The sequence below is a fragment of the Microbacterium sp. Beta genome (genome assembly GCF_005502545.1).
Lineage (GTDB): Bacteria > Actinomycetota > Actinomycetes > Actinomycetales > Microbacteriaceae > Microbacterium > Microbacterium oxydans.
The window spans coordinates 115673-140671 of record NZ_SCOG01000001.1 but is presented as its reverse complement, the minus strand read 5'-3'; the positions used below and the strand labels follow the sequence as shown (position 1 = coordinate 140671).

23 protein-coding genes and 1 tRNA gene are annotated in these 24999 nt (G+C 68.5%); 19 read left to right on the top strand and 5 right to left on the bottom strand.

Features of this window, described 5'->3' with window-relative positions; genetic code table 11:
- Positions 1-30 precede the first annotated feature (30 nt).
- Entirely contained in the window at positions 31-693 is a 663-nt protein-coding gene (locus tag FFS56_RS00735; RefSeq protein ID WP_127012255.1) for a GntR family transcriptional regulator, read from the top strand.
- Between the two features lie 13 nt (positions 694-706).
- Here the strand turns inward: FFS56_RS00735 and FFS56_RS00730 are convergent, their stop codons facing one another.
- Positions 707-1675, bottom strand: coding sequence for a hypothetical protein (locus FFS56_RS00730; RefSeq protein ID WP_233437289.1), 969 nt, complete (start codon positions 1673-1675; stop codon positions 707-709).
- An 85-nt stretch (positions 1676-1760) separates the two neighbouring features.
- Here FFS56_RS00730 and FFS56_RS00725 point away from each other — a divergent pair, with 85 nt between their 5' ends.
- From FFS56_RS00725 to serA, 3 genes are all read left to right on the top strand, one after another.
- Positions 1761-2282 (top strand): hypothetical protein, encoded by a 522-nt coding sequence (locus FFS56_RS00725; protein ID WP_127012254.1) that lies wholly within the window; start codon positions 1761-1763, stop codon positions 2280-2282.
- A complete protein-coding gene (locus FFS56_RS00720) occupies positions 2279-2614 on the top strand; it encodes a hypothetical protein (protein ID WP_046748410.1) in 336 nt (111 codons plus the stop codon). The genes FFS56_RS00725 and FFS56_RS00720 overlap by 4 nt, the downstream gene beginning before the upstream one ends.
- A 123-nt stretch (positions 2615-2737) precedes the next feature.
- Positions 2738-4342, top strand: coding sequence for a phosphoglycerate dehydrogenase (gene serA, locus FFS56_RS00715; protein WP_127012253.1), 1605 nt, complete (start codon positions 2738-2740; stop codon positions 4340-4342).
- 66 nt (positions 4343-4408) lie between these two features.
- Here the strand turns inward: serA and FFS56_RS00710 are convergent, their stop codons facing one another.
- Positions 4409-4951 (bottom strand): TetR/AcrR family transcriptional regulator, encoded by a 543-nt coding sequence (locus FFS56_RS00710; RefSeq protein WP_046748412.1) that lies wholly within the window; start codon positions 4949-4951, stop codon positions 4409-4411.
- 95 nt (positions 4952-5046) lie between these two features.
- Here FFS56_RS00710 and FFS56_RS00705 point away from each other — a divergent pair, with 95 nt between their 5' ends.
- The 12 genes from FFS56_RS00705 to FFS56_RS00650 all read left to right on the top strand — a co-directional run bounded on the left by FFS56_RS00705 (position 5047) and on the right by FFS56_RS00650 (position 19722).
- The gene (locus FFS56_RS00705; RefSeq protein WP_137771845.1) at positions 5047-6582 is read left to right on the top strand and encodes an MFS transporter; all 1536 of its coding nucleotides are present in this window, start codon (positions 5047-5049) and stop codon (positions 6580-6582) included.
- 81 nt (positions 6583-6663) lie between these two features.
- On the top strand, positions 6664-7707 hold the full coding sequence (locus tag FFS56_RS00700; protein WP_127012251.1) for a 3-isopropylmalate dehydrogenase: 1044 nt from the start codon (positions 6664-6666) through the stop codon (positions 7705-7707).
- 62 nt (positions 7708-7769) lie between these two features.
- Positions 7770-8870, top strand: a complete 1101-nt coding sequence (locus FFS56_RS00695) for a branched-chain amino acid aminotransferase (protein ID WP_046748415.1) — start codon at positions 7770-7772, stop codon at positions 8868-8870.
- Positions 8871-9009: 139 nt separating this feature from the next.
- Positions 9010-9786 (top strand): fumarylacetoacetate hydrolase family protein, encoded by a 777-nt coding sequence (locus tag FFS56_RS00690; protein WP_127012250.1) that lies wholly within the window; start codon positions 9010-9012, stop codon positions 9784-9786.
- Positions 9783-11042 carry an MFS transporter gene (locus FFS56_RS00685; RefSeq protein WP_127012249.1) on the top strand — a complete coding sequence of 420 codons (1260 nt, stop codon included), beginning with the start codon at positions 9783-9785 and terminating at the stop codon, positions 11040-11042. The genes FFS56_RS00690 and FFS56_RS00685 overlap by 4 nt, the downstream gene beginning before the upstream one ends.
- On the top strand, positions 11039-11803 hold the full coding sequence (locus FFS56_RS00680) for a class I SAM-dependent methyltransferase (protein ID WP_127012248.1): 765 nt from the start codon (positions 11039-11041) through the stop codon (positions 11801-11803). The genes FFS56_RS00685 and FFS56_RS00680 overlap by 4 nt, the downstream gene beginning before the upstream one ends.
- A gap of 55 nt (positions 11804-11858) precedes the next feature.
- Positions 11859-12419: a hypothetical protein gene (locus tag FFS56_RS00675; RefSeq protein WP_127012247.1), complete on the top strand. Its 561-nt coding sequence runs from the start codon at positions 11859-11861 to the stop codon at positions 12417-12419.
- 53 nt (positions 12420-12472) lie between these two features.
- Positions 12473-13978, top strand: coding sequence for a glutamate--tRNA ligase (gltX, locus tag FFS56_RS00670; RefSeq protein ID WP_046748420.1), 1506 nt, complete (start codon positions 12473-12475; stop codon positions 13976-13978).
- A gap of 101 nt (positions 13979-14079) precedes the next feature.
- Positions 14080-14151: transfer RNA gene (locus FFS56_RS00665), tRNA-Gln, on the top strand.
- Between the two features lie 96 nt (positions 14152-14247).
- The gene (locus tag FFS56_RS00660; RefSeq protein WP_061017605.1) at positions 14248-15711 is read left to right on the top strand and encodes a DUF3375 domain-containing protein; all 1464 of its coding nucleotides are present in this window, start codon (positions 14248-14250) and stop codon (positions 15709-15711) included.
- Complete coding sequence (locus tag FFS56_RS00655; RefSeq protein WP_046748422.1) at positions 15704-16366, top strand: DUF4194 domain-containing protein; 663 nt, start codon at positions 15704-15706, stop codon at positions 16364-16366. Before FFS56_RS00660 ends, FFS56_RS00655 begins: the two co-directional genes overlap by 8 nt.
- Complete coding sequence (locus FFS56_RS00650) at positions 16363-19722, top strand: SbcC/MukB-like Walker B domain-containing protein (protein ID WP_137771846.1); 3360 nt, start codon at positions 16363-16365, stop codon at positions 19720-19722. Before FFS56_RS00655 ends, FFS56_RS00650 begins: the two co-directional genes overlap by 4 nt.
- A gap of 33 nt (positions 19723-19755) precedes the next feature.
- Here FFS56_RS00650 and FFS56_RS00645 read toward each other — a convergent pair whose 3' ends face one another.
- Positions 19756-20532 (bottom strand): hypothetical protein, encoded by a 777-nt coding sequence (locus tag FFS56_RS00645; RefSeq protein WP_127012245.1) that lies wholly within the window; start codon positions 20530-20532, stop codon positions 19756-19758.
- A 44-nt stretch (positions 20533-20576) separates the two neighbouring features.
- Here FFS56_RS00645 and FFS56_RS00640 point away from each other — a divergent pair, with 44 nt between their 5' ends.
- The 3 genes from FFS56_RS00640 (at position 20577) to FFS56_RS00630 (ending at position 23510) form a co-directional block, all read left to right on the top strand.
- Positions 20577-21899: an MFS transporter gene (locus FFS56_RS00640; RefSeq protein WP_233437288.1), complete on the top strand. Its 1323-nt coding sequence runs from the start codon at positions 20577-20579 to the stop codon at positions 21897-21899.
- 9 nt (positions 21900-21908) lie between these two features.
- On the top strand, positions 21909-22409 hold the full coding sequence (locus FFS56_RS00635; RefSeq protein ID WP_046748425.1) for a hypothetical protein: 501 nt from the start codon (positions 21909-21911) through the stop codon (positions 22407-22409).
- An 87-nt stretch (positions 22410-22496) separates the two neighbouring features.
- A complete protein-coding gene (locus tag FFS56_RS00630) occupies positions 22497-23510 on the top strand; it encodes a DNA topoisomerase IB (protein ID WP_127012244.1) in 1014 nt (337 codons plus the stop codon).
- Here the strand turns inward: FFS56_RS00630 and FFS56_RS00625 are convergent.
- Together FFS56_RS00625 and FFS56_RS00620 are read right to left on the bottom strand one after the other, a co-directional pair.
- A complete protein-coding gene (locus tag FFS56_RS00625; RefSeq protein ID WP_233437287.1) occupies positions 23476-24483 on the bottom strand; it encodes a hypothetical protein in 1008 nt (335 codons plus the stop codon). The two genes, FFS56_RS00630 and FFS56_RS00625, sit on opposite strands and share 35 nt — an antisense overlap.
- A 1-nt stretch (position 24484) precedes the next feature.
- Complete coding sequence (locus FFS56_RS00620; protein ID WP_127012243.1) at positions 24485-24982, bottom strand: hypothetical protein; 498 nt, start codon at positions 24980-24982, stop codon at positions 24485-24487.
- Positions 24983-24999 lie beyond the last annotated feature (17 nt).

Here is a 24999-nt window from a genome sequence, read left to right as displayed (position 1 = left end):
GACTGTCCGGCTCTTCGATAGGCTGACCGGATGAGCACCACCTCGGAAGCGCCGCTCGGAGTCGTCGGCGTCGTCGATGCCGTGACGGCGCAGCTGCGCGGTCGCATCCTGAGCGGTGCGATCCGCTCCGGCTCCCCGATCACCGAGGCCGCGGTGTCGCAGATCTTCGGAGTCGCGCGTCCGAGCGCGAAGGCGGCGATCGAGCAGCTCGTCGCCAGCGGCCTGCTCGTGCGCACCGCGCACCGGAGCGCGCGCGTCGTCGACATCGACTCCGTGACCGTGCGCGACGTGTATCGCACCAGAACCCGCCTGGAGAGTGCGGCGCTTCGCGAACTCGCCGGGTCGAAGAACGTTCCTGCCGCGGCCCTCGCGGCGAACGCGGAGATCATGGCGATGCCCGGGGGACCCGACCCTGCGACCGTCGCTCCCGACCTGCGCTTCCACACGGCCCTCATCGACGCGCTCGACAGCGAGCGCACCGGCCGCATGTACCGCAGCGTCCTCGACGAGGTGCGGCTGTGCATGGCGCAGGTGCAGGGCCGCCGTCTGCTCGATGCCGCGGATATCGCCGCGCAGCACGCCGACATCCTCGATGCCGTGGCGTCAGGGGACGGGGAGCGAGCGGCCGCCCTCCTCGAAGCCCATCTGTCGTCAGCGGAGGATCGGCTCGTGGAAGCGCTCGACGCGGACTAGCGTCGAGCCGGCGTCACGGCGCCGGTGCCTCCTCGACCACGATGGGTGCCTCTGCAGGGTCGGCCCAGACCGGTGCGGGGAGGACCGTGTCGACCTGGCCCGCCTGGATCGCCCGCAGAGCCTCGGTGATCTCCTCATCGTTCTCCGGCACCGGGAGACCGCAGGCTCGCAGCTCGGAGCCGAACTGCAGGGTGAGGCGGATCTTCCCGGCCTCGACGGCCTGTGCGGTCGTGCCGGTGCGGATCTCGCTCCCCGTCTGGATCGCGGGCACCTCGTCGCAGACGTGGTAGACCTTGCCGCCGTCGACCCAGACGACCTCGTCCTTGCCGAGGAGCTGGATCACGGCCGACTGGTCGGCCGTGTACTGCTCGACGGACGGCGGGTTGAAGTCGGCGCCGACGAACAGCGCGAGGGCGGCGAGCACGACGCCGACGATCCCGGCTGTGGCCTTCTGGCCCTTGTCCATGTCCTTGTTGAGGAAGATCAGGATGACGAGCGGGAGGAAGGCGACCACGGCGATGATGGCCCCGAGCTGGTTCTGCACGAAGAACCGTGTCTTGTCCGCTCTGCGGGCCGGGTCGAGTCGATTCGCCTTCTTCCAGAGCACGGAACCGGTGATGGACAGAGCGGCGATGACCACGAGGAGCACGAGGAGTGTGATGAACGCCCACTGTGGGAAGGTCGCCGTGACACCCTGCTCCTCCAGCAGTCCGGTGTCGGGGTTGCGCACCAGAGTGCCGTCCTCGCCGACGAAGACCCGCTGACGCAGGAGCCAGAAGATGCCGACGCCTTCGCCGATGATCGCGACCGCCCAGAGGATGCCGGCGATCCAACGGAACCGCGTGGCCTTCGCCTTGGCTTCCGGAGTCGGGACCCAGCCGGCGGGCGGCTCGGGAGTCGAGGTGGTGGATCGAGAGGTGGCGGGTGCAGAGCCTGCGGGTGTCGATCCGCTGCTGGCTTCCGTCTTGTCGTTGTCGGCCACGATGCTCCCCCATAACGTCCGATGCCCGCCGTTCCGGCTCGAGGCAACCCCGATCCTAGTGGACCGCGTGTCCTACGCTGGGGACATGACTTCCGATTCCGACGACGCCCTCAGCTGGGACGGCGACGAGGCCTCGAACCCCAAGGAGCGCGCCCTACCGCGCGGCTGGAAGGCCGTCGGACGGGGGAGCGACGAGGTGGGGACGATCGAGGAAGGCGACACCACCGCCGAACAGGCGCCGGCAGTCGAGCAGGTGCCGGCAGACGAACAGGCGGCTGTCGAGGAGCAGGCGGCTGTCGAGGAGCAGGCGGGCCTGAGCACGCCGATGCTCCTGCTCGTCGGCATCGTCGGGGGCATCTATCTCCTCTACACGATCGGCTGGATCGTCGGCGGACTGCGGCTGCAGCCCCTCGCGTCATTCCTGGTCTCCGATGTGATGTTCCTCCCGTGGTTCTTCCTCGCGATCGCCGCCCCGGCCCTCTGGTTCCTCGCGAGCTGGGTGCTCACGCGGGGGAAGGCAGGCTGGATCCGCGTCGCCGTGCTGCTCGCCGGCGTCGTCCTGCTCGTTCCCTGGCCCTTCGTCACCGTGGGGGTGATCGGATCATGATGGCTTCCGCGGTCGGAACATCGACGTCGGAGGGTTCTCCCCGCTGGCTCATCGGGCTCGTCACCGGACTGGCCGGACTCTTCTACGCCTACGCCGTGTGGAACGCCGTGGCGCACCTGATCACGATGGCTCAGACGGGGCTGACCGGGGGAGGTTGGGCGACCCTGCTGTTCGGAGTCGTCTTCCCCGCGATCGTGTTCGTCTTCGCGTATGTCATCGGACGGCGTCGCACGGTGGGCGAGCTGGCCCTCGTCTTCCTCGCCGGACTCGGCGTCGTCGCCGTGTTCTGGATGAGTCTGATCGCGCTGAGCCTCACGATGCCGAGCGCCTGAGCCGCCCGTCGAGACGCGTCACACGGGACGGAGCGCTGTCGGCGCTCCGGTAGAGTTGTGGCGATCGCGCCCCCATGGTGTGCGGCGCATCGGCCCCTGCCGCGCTGCCCCGAAGGATCCACTGTGCCGAAGCCTGTCGTGCTCATCGCCGAAGTACTCTCTCCCGCCACGATCGACGCTCTCGGTCCCGACTTCGACGTCCGCAACGTCGACGGCACCGACCGCGAGGCGCTGTTCGCCGCACTCGCCGACGCCGACGCCGTGCTGGTCCGCTCGGCTACGCGCATCGACGAGGAGGCGCTGAGCCACGCGCCGAAGCTCAAGGTCGTCGCCCGCGCCGGCGTGGGCCTCGACAACGTCGACATCAAGGCGGCCACGGCTGCCGGGGTCATGGTCGTCAACGCCCCGACCTCGAACATCGTCTCGGCCGCCGAGCTCACGGTCGGCCACATCCTGAGCCTCGCCCGCCGCATCCCTGCCGCGCATGCCTCTCTCTCCGCCGGAGCGTGGAAGCGCAGCTCCTTCACCGGAGCCGAGCTCTTCGAGAAGACCGTCGGCATCGTCGGCCTCGGTCGCATCGGTGCTCTCGTCGCCGCGCGCCTCGCGGCCTTCGACATGCGTGTCGTCGCCTATGACCCCTACGTCACCTCTGCACGCGCCCAGCAGCTCGGCGTGCAGCTGCTCTCCCTCGACGAACTCGTCGCCGAGTCGGACTTCCTGACCATCCACATGCCCAAGACCCCGGAGACGACGGGCATGATCGGCGCCGAGCAGTTCGCGGCGATGAAGCCGACCGCGTTCGTGGTGAACGTGGCCCGTGGCGGCCTCATCGACGAGGAGGCCCTGCACGCGGCGCTCGTCGCCGGGGAGATCGCGGGAGCCGGTCTCGACGTCTTCACCTCGGAGCCGCCCGCTGAGGGCGGCACGGCTCGTCCGCTGCTCGACCTCCCGAACGTGGTCGTCACGCCCCACCTCGGCGCGAGCACCGAGGAGGCGCAGGAGAAGGCAGGCGTCTCGGTCGCTCGTTCCGTGCGCCTCGCCCTCGGCGGTGACCTCGTCCCGGACGCCGTGAACGTGGCCGGCGGCGTCATCGACCCCTACGTGCGTCCCGGCATCTCGCTCGTCGAGAAGCTCGGCCAGATCTTCGCCGCGCTCGCGACGTCGCCTCTCACCAGCCTCGACGTCGAGGTGCATGGCGAGCTGAACGACTACGACGTGAGCGTGCTCAAGCTCGCCGCGCTCAAGGGCGTGTTCACCAACATCGTCAGTGAGACGGTGTCCTACGTCAACGCTCCGCTCCTCGCCGACCAGCGCGGGATCGCGGTGCGGCTGCTCAAGGACGATGTGAGCGACGAGTACCGCAACGTCATCACTCTCAGCGGTGCGCTGTCCGACGGCACTCAGCTCTCGGTGTCCGGCACGCTCACCGGTCCGAAGCAGACGGAGAAGCTCGTCGGCATCAACGACCACCGGCTCGAGCTGCCGATCGAGAAGCACCACGTCGTGATGCTCTACACCGACCGCCCCGGCATCGTCGCCGTGTACGGCCAGAAGTTCGGCGAGGCCGGCATCAACATCGCCGGAATGCAGATCGCCCGTCAGGCGGCAGGCGCTCAGGCGCTCAGTGTGCTGACGCTCGACTCGCCCGTCTCGGACGAGCTGCTCGACGACGTGCGCGGTGCCATCGACGCCGACCTGTTCCGTCAGATCGAGATCACCGAGATCTGATCGGCGGACGCACGAGAGAGGGCGGGAGCGTGAAGCTTCCGCCCTCTCTCGTGTCTGCGGTGATCCTCAGGCGGTCGCCTTCAGAACCAGGGTGATCAGCTCCGCGAGTTCATCGCTGCGGGGCACGAGTCGCTCGGGGCCGTGCACGTCGAGCGAGTTGTTGAAGTAGAGGCCGTCGCTCACCAGCATCACCAGATCGAGGCTCGCGTTGTCGCGCACGTGCGGCCGGATCGTCTCCGCCCAGCGGCGCCTCGTGTCGCGGAGCATGTCCGCTGCGGGGATGGACCCGCCCTGGGCGAGGCGTGTCGTCGCGATCAGCACGCGATCGAGTGCGTCGTCCTCCATCACGGAGGTGCGCACGTAGTAGGCGACGGGGCCTTCCTCCGCGGCGGCCATCCGTTCGAGGTCCATGGTCGTGAGGCGATCGAGCCGTTCCACGAGGCCGGCCTCGAGCTCGTCCTTGGAGCCGAAGTGATAGAGCAGGCCGCCCTTCGACACACCGGCCGCTTTCGCCGTGGCGTCGAGTGTCGCGGCTCGTTCGCCGTCTTCGATGAGGATCGCTTCGAAGGCGTCGAGCACCTTCTCGCGGGCGAGCGGAGGTCGGGGCATCGTGGATCCTCTGCGGATTCGGGGGGCGGGACTTCTGTTACTATACCATCTGGACGGTTCACTAACCGTGCGATCAAGATCCTGAGAGGTGTTCCATGACCCGTACTGCGTCGATCCCGACGACAGAGACGGATGCTCCCCGCGTCGGAGCCCGCGGCTGGGCGGCGCTCGTCGTCCTCATGCTGCCGGTGCTGCTGGTGTCGGTGGACAACACGGTGCTGAGTTTCGCGCTCCCCGAGATCTCCATCGCGCTCGCGCCCACAGGGGCCGAGCAGCTGTGGATCATCGACGTGTACCCCCTGGTGCTCGCGGGCCTGCTCGTCACCATGGGTACCTTGGGCGACCGATTCGGGCGTCGGAAGATGCTGCTGATCGGAGCCACAGGTTTCGCGGCGGTCTCCGCCCTCGCAGCCTTCGCGCCCACGGCCGGTCTGCTGATCGCCGCTCGTGCTCTGCTCGGCTTCTTCGGGGCGATGCTCATGCCGTCGACCCTGTCCCTGCTGCGCTCGATCTTCCAGAACCGCGACCAGCGCCGCATGGCGATCGCGGTGTGGGCCTCGGCCTTCTCCGCAGGATCGGCGCTCGGACCGATCGTCGGCGGTTTCCTCCTCGAGCACTTCTCCTGGGGGTCCGTCTTCCTCATCGCGGTGCCGGTGCTGATCCCTCTGCTCGTCGCTGCGCCGTTGCTGGTGCCGGAGAGCCGCGACCCCCACCCCGGTCGCATCGACTTGATCAGCATCGTCTTGTCGATGGCCACGATGATCCCGGTGGTCTACGCGATCAAGTCGCTGGCCGTGGATGGTCCGAGTCTGAAGGCCGGTGCGTGGGGACTTCTCGGCCTGGCGATGGGTTTCCTGTTCGTGCGGCGCCAGCTGCGTGCCAAGACGCCGATGCTCGACATGGCGCTGTTCAAGCGGGGGTCGTTCTCCGGGGCGATCCTGGTCAACCTGCTCAGTGTCGTGGCTCTGGTCGGCTTCCTCTACTTCGTGTCGCAGCATCTGCAGCTCGTCCTCGGGCTGTCGCCGATGACGGCAGGTCTCGCGCTGGTGCCGGGAATGGTGGCGATGATCGTGGCCGGGCTGTCGGTCGTGCCGATCTCGCGCCGGATCCCGCCGCACATCGTGATCCCCGCCGGGCTCGCGTTCTCCGTCGCCGGCTACCTGATCGTCGCTCTCGCGACGCACGAGCACGGCGTCCTGCCGCTTGTGATCGCGTTCGTGGTGCTGGGCATCGGAATCGGCGCGGCCGAGACGATCTCCAACGAGCTCATCCTGTCGAGCGCTCCTGCGGCCAAGGCAGGAGCGGCCAGCGCGGTGTCCGAGACGGCGTACGAGCTCGGAGCGGTGCTCGGAACGGCTGTGCTCGGCGGCATCATCACGGCCTTCTACCGCGGAGCGCTCGTTCTCCCTGCGGGTCTTCCCGCCGACGTGGCGCATGCAGCGGAGGAGACTCTGGCTGGCGCCTACACCGCTGCGCAGGCTCTGCCGACGCAGCTCGGCGATGCGCTGTGGCAGGCCGCGTCGGACGCGTTCGGCTCCGGCGTCACCGTCACCTCGCTCATCGGTGCCGGCCTCGTGGTCGCGGCCGGAGTGATCGCGGCCGTCACACTGCGCAAGGCACCCACGCACTGACCAGTACGCTGGGGGGACCGGCTCTCCTGCTCTCGGGCGGGAACGAGTCGGTCCACCCCCGTGCAGTGCGCAAGGAGTCTCATGTCGCGTGTCGTGAAGCTGGCCGTCATCCCGGGTGACGGCATCGGTCCCGAGGTCATCGCCGAGGCGGAGAAGGTGCTCGACGCCGTCACCGCCGACAGCGACGTGACGTTCGACAAGACCCGCTTCTCGCTCGGTGCCGGCCGGTTCCTCGAGACCGGCGACACGCTCACGGATGACGACCTCGCCGCGATCTCCGCACACGACGCGATCCTCCTGGGTGCCGTCGGTGGCACGCCGGGCGACCCGCGGCTGAAGGACGCGAACATCGAGCGCGGACTGCTGCTCAAGTTGCGGTTCACTCTCGACCACTACGTGAACCTGCGCCCCTCGAAGCTCTTCGCCGGCGCATCCGGTCCGCTGTCGAACCCGGGGGAGATCGACTTCGTCGTCGTCCGCGAGGGCACGGAGGGTCCCTACGTCGGCAACGGCGGGGCGATCCGGAAGGGGACGCCGCAGGAGGTGGCGAACGAGACCTCCGTGAACACGGCCTTCGGTGTCGAGCGGGTCGTGCGCTACGCATTCGCCCTCGCGGAGCGTCGTCGCAAGAAGCTGACCCTCGTGCACAAGACCAACGTGCTCGTGCATGCGGGCGGCATCTGGCAGCGCGTCGTGAACGAGGTCGCCTCCGAACACCCCGACGTCGCCGTCGACTACCTGCACGTCGACGCCGCCACCATCTTCCTCGTCACCGATCCCTCGCGCTTCGACGTGATCGTGACGGACAATCTCTTCGGTGACATCCTCACCGACCTCGCCGGCGCCGTCACGGGCGGCATCGGCCTCGCCGCCTCGGGGAACATCAACCCCGATGGCGCCTTCCCGTCGATGTTCGAGCCCGTGCACGGCTCGGCTCCGGACATCGCGGGTCAGCAGAAGGCCGACCCGACCGCCGCGATCCTCTCCATCGCGCTGCTGCTCGACCACCTCGGCCTCATGGTCGAGTCGGCGCGGGTGAGCGCCGCGGTCGAGGCGGACATCGCCGCCCGGAGCGGTGCCCGCACCACCGCGGAGATCGGCTCCGCGATCGCTGCCCGTCTCTGAACAGCGGGCGTAGGCTGACAGGGCGCGAGGATGCGCCCGCCCCACGAGGATTGGATGATGACATGACGACGATCGACGCCGAGACGAGCGTGGCTCCTCTGGAGTTCGCCGTGACGAAGAACCTGAACGCGGCCTCGCCGGCACGCGTCGCCGAAGTGTTGGAGGACCCCGGGTTCGGGGTCGTCTTCACCGACCACATGGTCGACATCTGCTGGTCGGCCAAGGGTGGATGGCACCGTCCGCGCGTGCAGCCCTACGGTCCGATCCCGCTCGACCCCGCCGCCTCCGTGCTGCACTACGCACAGGAGATCTTCGAGGGCATCAAGGCCTACCGGCACGCCGACGGCTCGATCCACACCTTCCGTCCCGACCGGAACGCCGCGCGTCTGCAGGCCAGCGCCCGCCGCCTCGCGCTGCCGGAGCTGCCGACCGAGTACTTCATCCAGTCGCTGCGGGAGCTCATCGCCGTCGACGGTCGGTGGGTGCCCTCCGGTGCCGACCAGAGCCTGTACCTGCGACCGTTCATGTTCGCCAAGGAGGCCTTCCTCGGTGTGCGGGCGGCGCAGAAGGTCGCCTACTACGTGATCGCGAGCCCCGCCGGTGCCTACTTCACCGGGGGCGTGAAGCCTGTGCGCATCTGGCTCTCCGAGGACTACGCCCGCGCGGGTCGCGGTGGCACCGGCAAAGCGAAGACGGGCGGCAACTACGCCTCCAGCCTCCTTCCCCAGGCCGAGGCCAGTGCGAAGGGCTGCGACCAGGTCGTGTTCCTCAACGAGAACCGCGACGTGGAGGAGCTCGGCGGCATGAACGTCGTGTTCGTCTTCAAGGACGGCCGGGTCGTCACGCCGGAGTCGGACAGCATTCTCGAGGGCATCACCCGCGACTCGCTGCTGCAGCTGGCCGAGGACCGCGGCTACACGGTCGAGAAGCGTCCGATCTCGATCGACGAGTGGCGCGCGGGCGTGGCCTCCGGCGACATCGTCGAGGTGTTCGCCTGTGGCACGGCCGCGGTCGTGACCCCGATCGGCGCGCTCGTGGGCGAAGGCTTCGACGAGCCCCAGCCGCTGGGTGAGCTGGCGCTGTCCCTCCGCGAAGAACTCACCGACATCCAGTACGGGCGCCGCGAGGACAAGCACGGCTGGCTCCTCCGCCTCGACGCCTGAGTTTCCTGCTGCCGAGACCCACGTCCCCCGCCGACACCCATGCTGTCGTCCGCCCGGGGCCGTGGGTCTCGTCGCGAGCAGGGGGTCTCGGAGGTTGCTGGGGCTCCAGGCCTGGCGAGGCGCTCGATAGGCTGATCCCATGAAGATCGCCCGGTTCAGTCACGACGAAGCCATCATGTACGGGATCATCGACGAGCGTGAGCTCGTGGTGCTCGCCGGAGACCCGATGTTCACGGGGTACGAGACCACCGGTGCCCGCGTGCCGCTCGCGGATGCCGCTCTGCTCGCTCCGGTGATCCCGCGGTCCAAGGTCGTCTGCGTCGGCAAGAACTACCACGATCACGCGGCGGAGATGGGGGGAGAGGCCCCAGAGGAGCCGCTGCTGTTCCTCAAGCCGAACACCTCGGTGATCGGGCCCGGAGACACGATCGTGCGTCCGGCGCTCTCCGAGCGCACCGAGTACGAGGGTGAGCTCGTGGTGGTGATCGGCAAGATCGCGAAGAACGTGAAGGCAGAGAACGCACTCGACTACGTGCTCGGATACACGATCGGCAACGACGTCACCGCGCGTGACCTCCAGCGCAAGGACGGTCAGTGGTCGCGGGCCAAAGGCTTCGACACCTTCTGCCCGCTCGGTCCCGTGATCGAGACGGACTTCGATCCGGCGCAGGCCACGATCGAGACACGGGTGAACGGCGAGGTGCGGCAGCAGGCGCCACTCACCGACATGATCCACTCGGTGCCGGCGATCATCGAGTACGCGTCGGCGGTGTTCACGCTGCTTCCGGGCGACGTCATCATGACGGGGACTCCGGCGGGCGTGGGCACGTTCGTGGCGGGAGACGTCGTCGAGGTCGAGATCTCCGGACTCGGCATCCTTCGCAACACCGTGCGCGACGCCGTTCCCGCGTCATGACCGATGTCGCCCTGACGGCGACGCAGCAGCAGGCGGTTCAGCGACGTACCGTCCTGGTCCTGTCGCTGGGGCAGGTGCTCGGCGGGATCGCCTTCGGTGCCACCGTCTCCCTCGGCGCCCTCCTCGCGGCGGACATCTCGGGGAACGATGCCCTCTCCGGTCTCGCGACAGCTTCCGTCACACTGGGAGCGGCCGCGTGCGCCATCCCGCTCGCACGTCTCGCCGCCCGCGTCGGGCGTCGTCGTGCGCTCACTCTCGGCAACCTGTTCGCGCTGGTGGGCATCGCGGTGGTCATCCTCGCCGCGTCTCTGCGGATCTTCCCGATGCTGCTCGTCGGCATCCTGATGATCGGGGCCGGCAACGCGGGAAACCTGCAGTCGCGGTTCGCGGCGACCGATCTCGCCGCGCCGCAGCACCGCGGACGAGACCTGTCCATCGTCGTCTGGTCGACCACGATCGGCGGGGTCGCCGGTCCGCTGCTTCTCGGGCCGGGGGAGATCGTCGGCCAGGCGGTGGGGATGCCGCCGCAGACGGGTTCGTACCTCTTCTCCTTCGTCGCGCAGTGCGCTGCGCTTGTGCTGTACGTCGTCGCTCTGCGTCCGGATCCGCTGCTCGCGGCGCAGCGTCTCGCGAAGGCCTCGGCTTCGACGGACGGGGCGGTGGCCGTGGATCGGCCGCGCGTCGCCCGGTACGCGATCTTCGCGATCGCCGGCTCCCACGTGGTCATGGCTTCGGTCATGGCCATGACTCCGGTGCATCTCTCGCACATGGCGCACGGCGCCGGGGGCATGGCAGCGACCCCCGCCGATGTGTCAGCGCTCGTGGGGATCACGATCGCGTTGCACGTGGGCGGCATGTACGCCCTCTCGCCCGTCTTCGGCGTGCTGGCCGACCGCTGGGGCAGGCTCCAGGTGGTGCTGCTCGGACAGGTGCTGCTCGCCGGTGCTCTGGCGTTCGCGGTGTTCACGGGGACGGAGGCCTGGGGCGTGATGGTCGCGCTCATCCTGCTCGGGCTGGGATGGAGCGCGGCGACGGTGGCCGGTGCCGCCCTTCTCACGGAGTCGTCCGCACCCGAGCTCCGCACACGGAGGCAAGGGCGCAGCGATTCCCTGATGAGCTTGTCCGCGGCGGCGGGATCGGTGCTGGCGGGCGTGGTGCTGGCGAACTTCCAGTACGCGGGACTCGGTGTGGCGGCCTTCGTCCTGGTCATCGCGGTCGTGGCGCTGTCCCCGCTCGCCCGCTCCGGCTCCCGATGAAGAACTGGGCCGGCGTCGGCGCGGCGTATTCCGCATCGTACGCCGCGCTCTGCGCAGGGACCTTCCCGGCGATGCAGCTCGCCCTCGGCGCACCGCGAGGGCGCAGTCTGCTCGACGTCGGCGCGGGTGACGGCAGGCTCGCTGCAGCATGGGCCGACGCGGGATGGCGCGTGCAGGCGTGCGAGCCGGAGGCGTCCATGCGCGCGGTGTCGCGCCGCGACCGTCCGCAGATCGTCACGATCGATGCGGGGCTGCCGGATCTGCCGTTCGCCGACGGCGCGGTCGATGTGGTCGTCGCGAACTTCGTCTTGAACCATGTCGGCTCCCCACGCAGGTCGGCGGCCGAGCTGCGGCGCGTGAGTCGTGGCCCCGTGGTCGCGACGATCTGGACGCTGTCGCCCTCATGGTTCTGGGCGGAGGTCACTGAACGCGCGGGAGTGGCGCCGTTCACCGGTGCGAAGCTCCCTGCCGACGAGGAATTCGAGCGGAGCGCCGCCGGCTTCGCGCAGATGCTTCGGGACGCGAGCCTGGAGCGCGTGACCGCCGCCGAGCACGGCTGGACCTGGCGCGCGGACCCGGATGCACTCTGGCGTTCGGTCGAAGGGGGCGTGGCCGGTGCCGGTGCTCTCTACGCCCGACTCGGACACGATGATCGTCGGCGATTCCGTGCGGCGTTCGAGCTCGTCGTGGACGAGCGCAGCGTCGAAGGCCACCTGCCCCTGGAGCATCGTGCGGCGGTCGCCGTGAGCATGTCGCCCTGAGCATGTCGCCCTGGGTTCCGGCGGATGCGTTGCGCACTGCGCTACGGTCAGAGCCATGTCCTCTCTCGCCGGACGGATCGCCGCAGGTGCCGTGCTCGCCGCCACCGTCGGTGTTCTCGCCGGGTGCGCGCCGAGCATCGGGACCCTGATGAGGGACAGCCTCGCCGACTCCGTGGAAGATGCGCAGGACGTGCTGTGGGAGTACCGCGACCAGATGGTCGAGGATCCGGAAGCGACCGTCGCCGGACTCGACTTCATCGTTGATGCGCGAGGCGGGGCGGACACCGGCAGCCACCTCTACACCCTGCTGGCCGTCGAGGAGGCCGGGGACGGCGTGGCCCTGACGCTCGCGGTGGAAGGCGGGGCGGAGACCGGCGGAGGGCTCTGGTACCAGCAGTCGACCGCCGTCACGTGCGTCGACTTCGTCTTCCCTGAGGCTGCCGCCGAGATCCGGACGGAGGGCGCTGCCTGCGGTGACGCCGTTGATGTCGCCAGCTACGACGAGGTCGTCCCGTTCTCAGACCTTCAGGTGCGGGAGACGGTGACGGCGGCGGATCACCCGCCTCCGATCTGCCAGTGTCACAGCGGTGGCGATTGCGACTGCCCAGGAGGCTGAGCCCTCGCACCCGCCGACGGGCGAACGCGCGGTCCCCGTAGAATCGAAGGGCTATGGCTACCCCTCACCCCCTTACCACGACCGTCAGTGGTGCCGACGTCCGCGTCCGCTTCTGCCCCTCGCCGACCGGATTGCCGCACGTCGGCATGGTCCGCACGGCTCTCTACAACTGGGCGTACGCCCGTCACAACGGCGGGAAGATGGTGTTCCGCATCGAGGACACCGATGCCGCCCGTGACAGCGAGGAGAGCTTCCGCCAGCTGGTGGACGCGCTCACCTGGCTCAAGATCGATTGGGATGAGGGTGTCGAGGTCGGTGGACCCCACGCTCCGTACCGGCAGTCGGAGCGCCACGACATCTACCGCGAGGTGATCGACAAGCTCATCGCCACGGGAGCCCTCTACGAGAGCTACTCCACTGCCGAGGAGATCGACGCGCGCAACGAGGCCGCCGGGCGCGCCAAGCAGCTCGGTTACGACAACTTCGACCGCGACCTCACCGACGAGCAGAAGGCGGCGTTCCGTGCGGAGGGTCGTCAGCCGGCGCTGCGCCTTCGGGTGCCGGACGAAGACGTCACGTATGTGGACCTCATCCGCGGCGAGGTGACCTTCCCCGCAGGATCGTTCCCCGACTTCGTGGTCGTGCGCCCGAACGGTGTGCCGCTGTACACGTTCGTGAATCCGGTCGACGACGCGCTCATGGGCATCACGCACGTGCTGCGTGGAGAAGACCTGATGCCGTCCACCGCCCGGCAGCTCTCGCTGTATGCGGCTCTCATCGATGCGGGTGTGACGACGTTCGTCCCGCGGTTCGCGCATATGCCGTTGGTGCTGGGGGAGACCGGCAACAAGAAGCTCTCCAAGCGCGACCCGCAGGCGGATCTGTTCCTGCACCGCGACCGCGGCTTCATCCCCGAGGGACTGCTGAACTACCTCGCCCTGCTCGGCTGGTCGATCGGACATGACCGCGACGTGTTCTCGCTCGACGAGTTCACCGCCGCGTTCGACATCGTCGACGTGAACCCGAACCCGGCGCGCTTCGACCAGAAGAAGGCCGAGTCGATCAACGGCGACCACATCCGGATGCTCGGCGAGAAGGACTTCGCCGAGCGGACGATCCCATACCTCGCCGCAGCCGGACTCTTCGACGAGCCGACGCACGAACAGCTGGTGACGGCATTCCGCGTCGCGCCTCTCGTGCAGGAGCGGGTGCAGCTGCTCGGCGAGGTGCCCGGCATGGTGGGCTTCCTGTTCACCGACGAGGTCTCGTACGCGGAAGACGCCCTCAAGGGACTTCCGGCAAATGCTGCCGAGGTGCTCGACGCGTGCGTCGTGGCTCTCGAGCCCCTCGACGACTTCACCCCGGAGAAGATCCAGGAGGCCCTCGCCGCGGAGCTCGTCGAGAGGCTCGAGCTCAAGCCGCGCATCGCCTACGGTCCGCCCCGTGTCGCCATCACCGGCCGCCGGGTCTCGCCGCCGCTGTTCGAATCGATGGAGCTGCTGGGCAAGGAGGAGTCGTTGCGTCGGCTCCGCTCGCTCTCGGTGTTCCTGGCCGGCTGAGTCGCGACGCGCCCGGGCGGCGGTCCTCGGCCCACCGGTTTTGGTGTTCCGCCGCCGCTCGGGTAGGCTTGACTCTCGGTGCGAGGCCCTGGTTTCGCCCTTGGGGTATGGTGTAATTGGCAACACGACGGTTTCTGGTTCCGTTATTCTTGGTTCGAGTCCAGGTACCCCAGCAAGATGAAAACCCCCGCTCAGGCGGGGGTTTCTTCGTTTCCGAGACCATCGCGTCGCGTCGAGGGACGACGAGGGCGCCGACTATTCTGGAAGGTGTGACAGGCACTCGAGTGGAAGCGGCATTCTCCCGCGCCGTCACCGCCTTCAGCACTCCGACTCTCGACCTGCTGCACGGCCGTTTCGCCCCCTTCGTCGTGGCGTCGCTGTCTCTTCTGTTCACGGCGGACCGGGTCTCCATCCCGATCGCCGACGCCCAGGCCGAGCTCGCGGAGATCCTCGATGAACTCAGGGATGCGGGCGACGATGACGACGATCGCCGGGTCCCTTCGGGAACCGGCCGCGACGTCGCGAGGAACTGGGTCCGCCTGGGCTGGTTGGTGCAGCAGATCGACGAGGACGTCGAGGTGTATCGACTCTCCGCGCACGCTGTCGAGGCTCTGGAGATCGCGGGGCGCACGGGCGGCGGGCGCACGCGCGTATCCAACTCCCGAGTGCGCACGCTCCTCGAGGCCGTGGAGCATCTGGCCGACAGCGCCGAGGCAGACCCCGTTCGTCGACTCGCCCGCCTCCGGGAGGAGCGCGCCGCACTCGATGCCGAGATCGATCGGATCGAGGAGTCGGGCAGAGCCGATCCACTCGATGATGAAGAGCTCTTCGAGGAAGCGGAGAACGTGCTGCATCTGGCGCGCGAGCTTCCCGCCGACTTCACCCGGGTCGCCGAATCCCTCAAACTCATGCAGCGCGACGTCGTCGCCCATCTGCGCCGTGATGAGCGGCCGACGGGTGAGGTGCTGCGCGAGTACCTGCAGCGTGCGCAGGATGTCATGAACTCGACGCCGGAAGGACGCGCCTTCGCCGGCGCTCTCAAGCTGATCGGCGATCCGGAGCGCATCGATGCCCTCACCGACCAACTGCATGGTCTGCTCCGACAGCCGTTCGCCCGGATGCTCGACAGCACGCAGCGGGCCGAGCTCGACGCGATCGGACGCCGCGTGGAGCTCGGGGTCGAGGAGGTGCTGGCTGCGCAACGTCGAGCCTCGCACGTCATCACCGGCCAGGTGAAGACGCACGATCCGCTGCGGGACCGTCAGATCGACGACCTGCTGCGTGACGTCATCGCCGCGCTGCACGTGTGGGACGGGACGGGGGCGAGCGACGCACCGGTGCGCAGTCTTCCGCTCGCCGACCTGGGGCACCTCAGGCAGACCGTGAGCAGCATCCGTCCACCCGCGGTCCCCGCCCCTCTGGCCGACGCCGGGGACGTCGAGTTCGCCGACGTCGACTCCCGCGCGTGGGGTGGTCCGAGGTATGCGGAGCTCGAGCAGTACGTCGCGGGGCTCGGACCCGAGTTCGATCTCGCCGCCGCATTCGCCGAGAGCGACGACGACACCCGGCGCCCTGTCGACCTCGTCGGACTGCTCGAGATCGCCCACCGCAACGGCATGACCGAGAGCGAGACGGTGTCGGTGGTCGAAGCTCTGCGCCCCGACGGCTCGACGCGACGCTTCGCGTTCGGTGCCGTCACGGCGCGCAACACGAAGGAAGACGCACATGCCTGAAGAGAGCCCCGCGCCGGAAGCAGCGGTCGATGACCCGTTCATCGCTCCCGTCCCCATGGAAGAAGACATCGAGGAGCATTTCGCCGGCGACCGCGGCACCCTCGATCCGGAGATCCGCCGTCTGCTCGCCCACATCCTTCAGCGGCGCTTCATCGCCGCGGAGCGCAACCGCAAGGAGTGGACGCTGCTGCTCGATCATCAGCACGTGATCGAGTCGCGTCTGAACGACCTGTACCTCCGACTTGTCGTCGATCACGGTCGCGGTTTCGCCTACAAGCAGCAGCTGCGCTCCGATGAGATCGATATGCCGGTGCTGCTGAAGGACTCCCCGTACACACGTGCGGAGACGCTGGTGCTCGTGCATCTGCGCACCGTCTACCAGCGGGAGTCCGCCGCCGGTGAGTCGTCGGTGCGCATCGACATCGAGGATCTCGAGCAGACAGTGCTGAGCTACTTCACCGATGTCGATGGCGGAACGGCACGGCAGCAGAAGGCGATCAGGAACGCGATGGACAGACTGGATCGCGAGGGGATCGTGCAGGAGGAGACCAGCGGGCGCTATCGGATCACGGCGCTCGTCGAGGTCGTCCTCAGCGCCGAGACCCTGAAGGAACTCCGCGACTGGCTGCGGTCGCAGGAAGCGGTGCAACGATGACGATGGTCGACACGCTCTTCGGGCTCATCCCTGCCGGTTCTCGGGGACAGCAGTGGATCGCGGACGAGCTGCAGCTGATCAACTGGGGTGGATACGACGGGGGCCCGCACCGGGTGCGCTTCTCGCCGAACGCCACGCTGCTGTGCGGCGGCTCCGGCTCCGGCAAGTCGACGCTGATGGACGCGTACATCGCGCTGATGATGCCTCACACGACGCCGTTCAACGGTGCGTCGAACGGCGGAGTGACCGGCCGACCGCGCGGCGAGGAGCAGCGGAACATCCTCTCGTACGGGCGAGGGAAGATCGACGAATCCCGCACGGAGGACGGCACCAAGCTGCGAGTCCTCCGCGGCGACGGCGAAGACACATGGAGTGCCATCGCGACGACCTGGCTCGACCACGACGGGTCGCGGTTCACCGCCGTGCGGGCCTGGTACATCCCGGCGGATGCCCGCGTGCTGGAGGACACGACCCGGGTTCGAGCGACCGTGAACGGGGCGTTCGACCTGGCACAGCTGGAGAAGGCCGCGACGCAGCGGCTCTCCGATGCGTCGGTGCGGGCAGCGGGACTGGAGACGCTGGCGACGGACCGGGAGTTCTCTGCCCGGCTGCAGGCGGTGCTCGGGATCGGGGCGGCCGGGTCCGGGGCGAAGGCGATCAGCCTGCTGGCCAGGATCCAAGCGGGGCAGCAGATCACCACGGTCGACGATCTGTACAAGAAGCTCGTGCTGGAAGAGCCGGAGACGATGGCCACAGCGGATGCCGTCGTGGCGCACTTCGATGAGTTGGAGAGCACGCGCACCCGGATGCTGACGGCGAAGCAGCAGGTCAGCGCGCTCGAACCCATCCGCGGAATCAAGGAGCGCATCGCGGCTTCAGCCGAACGGGTGCGGATCATCGACGAAGTCGGAGTCTTCACCGATCCGTCGTCCCTCGCCGCGCTCTGGAACGCTCAGCGCCGCTTGGATCTGCTGCGCGAGGTCGAGGTCGAGCTGGGTGACCGCTCCCGCGCCCTCAGCCTCGCCGTGCGGGAGAAGCGCGCCCTCGTCGACGCCGCCGATGCCGAGCGGGAGGGTCTGCTCGATGTCCTGCGGCAGTCCGGCGGTGACCGCCTCGAGACAGCGCAACGGGAGCTCCGCGTCGCCGAACGTCGCCTGGACGACGTGCGGCGGGAACGCGCGAAGTTCGACGCCATCGTGCGGGATCTCGGTGCGGAAGTGGAGAACGCCGACCAGTTCGAGGCCCTCGTGGCCGACAGTCGGGGTTCATCGCCGAGATCGGGGATCCGGGACGCGCGCGCGGCCTTCGCCGATGCCGAGACCGCCCGCAGGACGACCGAGCTCGAGATCTCACGCCTGCGTCAGGAGCGCGAGCGCACCGGTCTGGTGCGCGGCAGCATTCCCTCCCACCTCGACGAGTCCCGCGCCATGCTCGCGGAGGCGGCTGGTCTCGACCCTTCGGAGCTTCCCTTCGTGGGAGAGCTCATCGAGGTGCGGACGGAGTTCGAGCCGTGGCGCGAGGCCTTCAACCTCGCCCTCGGCGGCTTCGCCAGGACGCTCCTCGTCGACGCGGAGAAGCTGTCGTCCTTCCGGGCGGCGATCAACTCCACGCGCACCCCGGAGCGCCTGAACTACGAGGGCGTCCCCACCGGACTCCTCGAGGTGCGCAACGCCGATCCGCAGACCCTCCCCGGGAGGCTCGACTACCTGCCGACCCCCTTCACCGGGTGGCTCCAGCAGCGGCTGCAGGACCGGTTCGGATACGTGTGCGTCGACTCATCGTCCCAGTTGGACGCCCATCAGAAGGCGCTCACCATCAACGGCCAGGTGTCGCAGGGCAGCAGGGGAGCCCACGGCGGTCAGGGACACGCCAACGTGCTCGGCTTCACCAACGACCGTCGGCTTCGCGAGATCGATGACCAGCTGCGGCTGCTGACCGATCGTCACGACGGCTACGCATCGACGGCGCAGGACGCCGAAGCCGCCCTCGACCGCATTGAGGCACGATCGACCGCATTCGCGAAGATCGAGGACCTCACATGGGAGCAAATCGATGTCGATGCGGTCGAGGCCGAACGGGAACGTTGGCTCTCCGTCGAAGCGGAGGTCACGACAGCCAGCCCCGAGATCGCGCAGCTCAAGCGTCAGGCGGAGGATCTGCGGTCCCGCGCGAGCACGCTCCGGGACGAGGAGGCGCGCCTCAGCAACGAACTCACCCAGACCCAGGAGCACTGGGGACAGGTCACCGACGACGTCGACGCCTGTCAGAGAGTGATCGATTCCGCGGCAGCCACGGACCTCTCGCTCGGCGAGACACATGCGTCGTTCCTGGACGGCCGGTTCCTGCACGCCGAGAGCGGGGCGAGCGTAACCGCGTCGGAGCGGCTCACACACCTGGACACCGCGCTCAGGACCGCCGCTCAGCGCCTGCACGAGGACCGTCGTGAGGCCGCGGAGGCCCACGAGCAGCAGCGCGAGGGCATGCGGCGACTGATGACGGGGTTCCTCGAGCGCTGGGACAACCTCACGATCCTGCCGGACCCCGACGAGTCCGTCGGCGAGTTCGAGAGCATTCTGGAGGCGTTGCAGACCAACGGGCTCCACGAGCTGGAGACCGAGTGGCGTGACAGTCTGCTCAAGCTCTCGGGGAACGACCTGACGAGCCTCGACTCGACTCTCAGCCGGTCGCTCCGCGAGATCAAGGATCGCATCGACCCGATCAACCGCATCATGGAGGAGCTGCCGTTCTACGACGACGACCATCGTCTGCAGATCACCCCGCGCGAGAATCAGAGCGAGGCACGCAAGCGGTTCCGCCGCGAGCTCCGCGAGGTGCGGGGAATGATCGACGCTGCCGAGACCGACGCCGAGCGCGAGGCCGTGTACCGCAAGATGAGCCGTCTGATCGGACGGATGCGCCGTACGGCCCCCGACTTCGCCGAGCTCATCGACGTGCGCAACCACGTGCGCGTGAGTGCCGAGCGGGTCACAGCGACGACGCGGGAGCATGTCGCGCTCTACGACCACATCGGCGAGAAGTCCGGAGGGGAGTCGCAGGAGCTCGTCGCGTTCATCGTGGGAGCAGCGCTGCGTTACCAGCTCGGAGATGCGGGCGCTGCCCGGCCGCGCTACGCCCCCGTCTTCATGGACGAAGCGCTCATCAAGGCGGATGCCCACTTCACGAAGCGCGCGATCGGCGCATGGCGTGGACTCGGCTTCCAGCTCGTGATCGGCGCGCCGAACGACAAGTACAGTGCGATCGAGCCGCACGTCGACGTCGAGTACGACATCCTCAAGGACACCCGCGGGCGCTCCTGGGCGAAGGCGAAGGTGGGTCTGCCGGACGCGGCGATCTGAGCGCGGCGGTGCGAGGCAGGAGGGTCCGCCTGCCTACTCGCACTCGCCGAGGAAGCCGAGGTAGCACACGGCTTCGTGGGTGACAGCCGCCTCGTAGTCGTTGTTGGACACCTGCCGCGTCGCGATCTCCGGGGTGCGCGTGAGGTGCCCGAAGTCGCCGAGCGAGGCCACGACCGATCCCTCCGAGTCCTCGGCGCGCATACGGTCGATCTCGGCACGATGCTGTCCGCAGAGGGTAGCCGCGGCGGGGACCAGCTCGACCCCGGCGCAGGCTCCGGCGTACTGGGCCTCCATCGCGTTGATGCAGTCGGTCCAGTCCTGATCGACGGCGCACGGGCTCACACCGTCGTCGGCCACGAGGTAGAGGCCGGTCTCGTACTCCTCGCTGTGGAAGGTCTCGGGCTTCTCCGGCGAATCCACCTTCGTCCAGTGCCGGGCGGTGGTGAGGGTGACGACCACGACGATGAGGGCGATGAGCAGCAGTGCGCCGATCACCGACAGCGTCACCCAGAGCCCGACCCGGCTCTTCTTCTCCGGCCCGACGCCTGGCGTGACATGCGGTCCCGTGGCAGGCGGAGTGCCGCCATAGGCCGGGGGAGCGGCAGCGAAGGCGGCAGCGTGCACCGAGTCGTGGGTGCCGAGCGGCGCGGCCTGCGCTGTCACGGCCAGCCAGTACTCGTACCAGCTCAGGGTCGCCTGCGCGTCGGCGGCCACCTGCTGCGCCTCCGCATCCGTGAGGGGGAGGCCAAGGCCCGGCCGGGCACCGGGGTCCTGCAGCGAGGTGCGGAATTCGTCGAGAGACAGCGCCATGCTGGCGATGATGGCAGAAACCACGCTCGGCGGACAATCCGCTCGTGGATCGCGATGTCCCCGGCATCCGGAAGAATGTCGAGGTGATCGGTATGAGGAGCTTCTGGAACGCCCTGCCAACGGAGGGGCGCTGGCTGCTGTCGACGGTCGCGATCCAGACACTCGGACGCGGCATGACGCTCCCGTTCACGATCATCTACTTCCACGAGGTCCGTGGGTTCGACCTCGGGGTCTCCGGCGCTCTCATGAGCCTCATCGCGATCACCGGACTCGTGGTGACGGGCCCGGGAGGAACACTGATCGATCGGTTCGGTGCACGCCGGGTGCTGATCGTCGGGCTGCTGTCGATGATCGTGGGGTGCGCGCTTCTGGCATTCGCCACGCACCCTGTCGTCGCCGCGATCGCCGTCATGCTGATCGGCGTGAACTTCGGTGTGTCGTGGCCGGGTTTCAACGCGCTGATCGCGTCGGTGGTGGAGGGCGAGGTGCGCCAGCAGTACTTCGGCGTCAACTTCGCTCTCGTCAACCTCGGCATCGGGGCCGGCGGAGTGATCGGAGGCTTCTTCGTCGACGTCAGCGACCCCGCGACGTTCACCACGATCTTCCTCGTCGACGCCGCGAGCAGCCTCGTTCCCCTCGCCCTGCTCCTGGGCCCGCTCCGACGTGTGCGCACTCAGCATGAGGCCGAAGAAGACGCACCGCCTGCCGGTGGATATCGCGAGATCCTGCGTCGCCCCGCCGTGCTCTGGCTGACGCTGCTCACGTTCCTCTCGGTGTTCATCGGCTACGGGCAGATGGAGGCGGGCTTCCCTGCCTTCGCCCGACAGGTGTCGGAGGTCTCGACGCAGGTGGTCGGCATCTCGTTCGCCGTCAACACCGCGGTGATCGTGCTGCTGCAGTTCGCCGTCCTCAGACTCATCTCCGGCAAGCGTCGTACGCGCGTGATGCAGGTGATGGCACTCATCTGGGCGCTGTCATGGGTGCTCCTCGGGGCGACCGGATTCGTGCCTGGCACCCTCGCCGCGGCGATCGGCGTGATCGCCTACATGGGTGTCTTCGCCTTCGGCGAGACGATGCTCCAGCCGACGGTTCCCGCGATCTACAACGATCTGGCTACCGATCGCACGCGTGGTCGGTACAACGCCATCAACTCGGCCGCGTTCCAGGGAGGGGCGATCCTCGGGCCGCTCGTCGCGGGTGTGATGCTCGGAGGAGGACTCGGTGCCGGATTCATCGGCGTCATGATCGCGGGCAGTCTCGCCGTCGGAGTGCTGGCGATCGTCCTCGAGCGGGTCGTCTCCCCGACCGCCAACGGCGTCACCGGCATCCATCGAACGGACGAGGCGGACCGGCTCCCGACCCAATAGGCTCCGAGCATGGCTCTGGAGTCCCTCTTCCTCCGACTGGATCGGATCGCCGGTGGGCGGCAGGCCGGCGTCGCCATCAGCGAGACCGACCGCACGCATCCCAAGACGGTGCGTGCGTTCACCTGGATCATCTGGCTCCTCATCGTCGAGCTCGTCATCGGCGTCGGGGCCGTCGTCGTCGCGCTGGTGCTCGCGGTCGACGGCGAGTCGGTCTCGTTCGCCGTCTGGATGCGCACGCTCGTGGTGCTCGCGATGACGGCGACGCTGTTCTACTTCGCCTGGCGTGCACAGCGTGGCTGGCGGTGGGCGTATCAGCGCCTTCGTCTGTTCGCGCAGATCTTCCCCGTCATCACGCTCGTCATGGCGGCGATCCCCGGGCTCTACCCGCTCTGGATGGTGTCGGAGCAGATCGTCTTCAGCCTGATCATGATCGGCATCGCCGACTTCCTCACCAGCGACCACATGCGCAGCGCCTTCGCGGCGCCGCGCGCGGAAGCCGGGAGCGAATAGCACGGGGGCAGGGTACAGCGCCACTCCCTTCCGCGGATCCGTGCCACGGGGCATCCTCGAGCGCAGGCAGTCGAGGAAGGGCTCACGATGGCGAAACTCATCCGGGTTGTCCCCGGACAGGATCCGGGGTTCCGGCGCGTGCGATCGGGATCGGGGTTCCGGTACGTCGATCCGGCAGGGAACACGGCGCCCGAGGCCGATCGCGAGCGGATCAACGACCTCGTCATCCCACCCGCATGGCGGGATGTGTGGATCGCCGCGGACCCGCTCGCTCACATTCAGGCGGTGGGCGTGGACGGCGCCGACCGCAAGCAGTACCTGTACCACCCCCTGTGGCGGGTGAGCCGAGATCGCAAGAAGTTCGTGCGCGCCCTCGATCTGGCCGCCGCGCTGCCGCGCGCGAGAGCGCAGGTGACCCGGGCATTGGCCCAGGAGGGGCAGACGAAGGAGCGCGCCCTCGCCATCGCCTTCCGCCTTCTCGACGACGCAGCCCTCCGTATCGGGTCGGAGCGTTACCTGGTGCGACACGGCAGCCGCGGTCTCACGACACTGCGACGAAGAGATGTGCGTGTGGCGGGGAGTGATGTCGCATTGTCGTTCCCCGCCAAGAGCGGCCGCACGGCGTCGATCGAGATCACGGATGAATCCCTGGCCGATGCCCTGACCGACTTCGCCGCGGGCAAGTCGGGCGCTTTTTTGCTCGCGTACCGCCGAGGCAGGCGTCGCGTGCGTCTCACGCCCGCAGAGGTCAACGCCTATCTCCGGGAGGTCACGGGGGAGTCCTTCACGGCGAAGGACTTCCGCACGCTGCACGGCACGATCATCGCCGCGGACGCCCTCGCCCGGATCGGCGAGCTCGACAGCCGGAACCACCGGAGTCAGGCAGAGCGCCTTGCCGTGCAGGCGGCGGCGACGGCGCTCGGCAACACGACCGCGGTGGCACGAGCGAGCTACATCGATCCTCGGGTCTTCAGCCAATACGGACGCGGACGGACGCTCGACCTCTCCGTGACGCCCGAGAGCGCCATCAGGAGACTCCTCGGTGGTCCGGAGATCTCGAGGAAGGTCACCCGGCGATCCGGAGCCAGACGACGGCGATGAGCATCGGCACGAGGGGCGTGGCCACGGCTGCGATCACGGGCCACCACCGGGTACGCGTGTCGACGTGGCGTGCGCGAGCGGCGAGCATGTCGCCGTCACGCCGGTAGGTCCCCGGATCGAGAGGCGTCGCGGCCTCGTCGCGGTACAGCAGGGTTCGTCGCCCGACGCGATCGTGAAGCGCCGCGATCACGGTGAGGAAGCGCCGCAGTTCCTCCCCATCGGTCAGATCGACGGCGGGGAAGTAGACATGCAACGTGCTGTCCACGATCTCCAGGTCGAGGTCGGCGCTCTCGTCGACGAGGATCGCCATGAGGTCGGGAGTGAGTACATAGAGCGCGTCCGTCTCGTATCCCGGCGGCACTGACACGTCGAACACGTCGCTGAAGTCCCCCTCGAGCCGGATGCGGGTTCGGCCGGTCGGACGCCGAGGGAGCACGCTGAGCGCCCCGCCACCGCGCCGCGACCGGAGCATGATCCTCGGAGCCTCGGACGGCAGCGGGATGCGGACAGCGCGCACGGTGTGCATCGTCGCGCCCTCTCCATCGCCGACCACGAAGGTGCGTTCGACGCTGTCGAAGGGGACGGCGCTGTGTCGGGCGTCCAGGTGGTCCTGCGCGGTGCGGTCGCCGCGATCGACCTGCTCGTCGATGGAGCCGCCCCACGGGTGGTCGCCGATGTCAGCGCGATACCGCCAGCCCAAAGCCGCGGTGGTCTCGGCGAGGGCGGTGCGCCGTCGACGATGCCGACTGATGGACATCGTCGACCACGCGACGAGTGCGGCGCCGAGCAGCATCGTCGCGACCTGGGCGTACACGAGCGTCGTCCCGGACAGCGCGAATCCGACCGGCAGGAGATAGAAGGCCAGGGCTCCGGCGATGACGAGCGTTGCGACCGATGACGCGACCAGTGTCAGGCTGCCCCATCCGCGAGCCGTCGCGAGTGGGGCGGCCCGACCGGCCGAGAAGGGTGCCACGTCAGGGCTTGTACACGATGGCGATGTTCAGCTGTCCGCCCTCGCGCGCCCAGGCGAGCCACCGGGGCTCGCCCGGACCGGTGAGCCGCTGGATCGGCACGACGTGGATGCCCTGATCGAGGCGGCTGAGCTCGCGGAACTCGGGCTTCTTGGAGATCCAGATGGTGCCGCCGCCGTCCCACGGCTCCAGGCAGGTGTACACGTATCCGTGTGCACGCAGATTGACGCGGTCGACGAGCGCCTCGGCCTGCTGCTTCAGCTCGTCGAGGACCTCGGTCGGGATGGCCCCTTCGAGCGTGAAGGCGGCGACGTCGTAGACGTTCCCCTCGCCGAAGTCCCTTGTGGCGAGCAGCGCCAGCTCGGTGACGCCCTTGTCGGCGGCGCGGGTCCACAGGGCATGCGAGATCTTGGCGCGCTTGTTCATCAGGAACCCGCCGAAATTCAGCTTCTGGTACGAGAAGTCGTCGAGCTTGGCCGCGATCTCTGTACGTGTCGTCATGGGGATTCTCTCCTCTT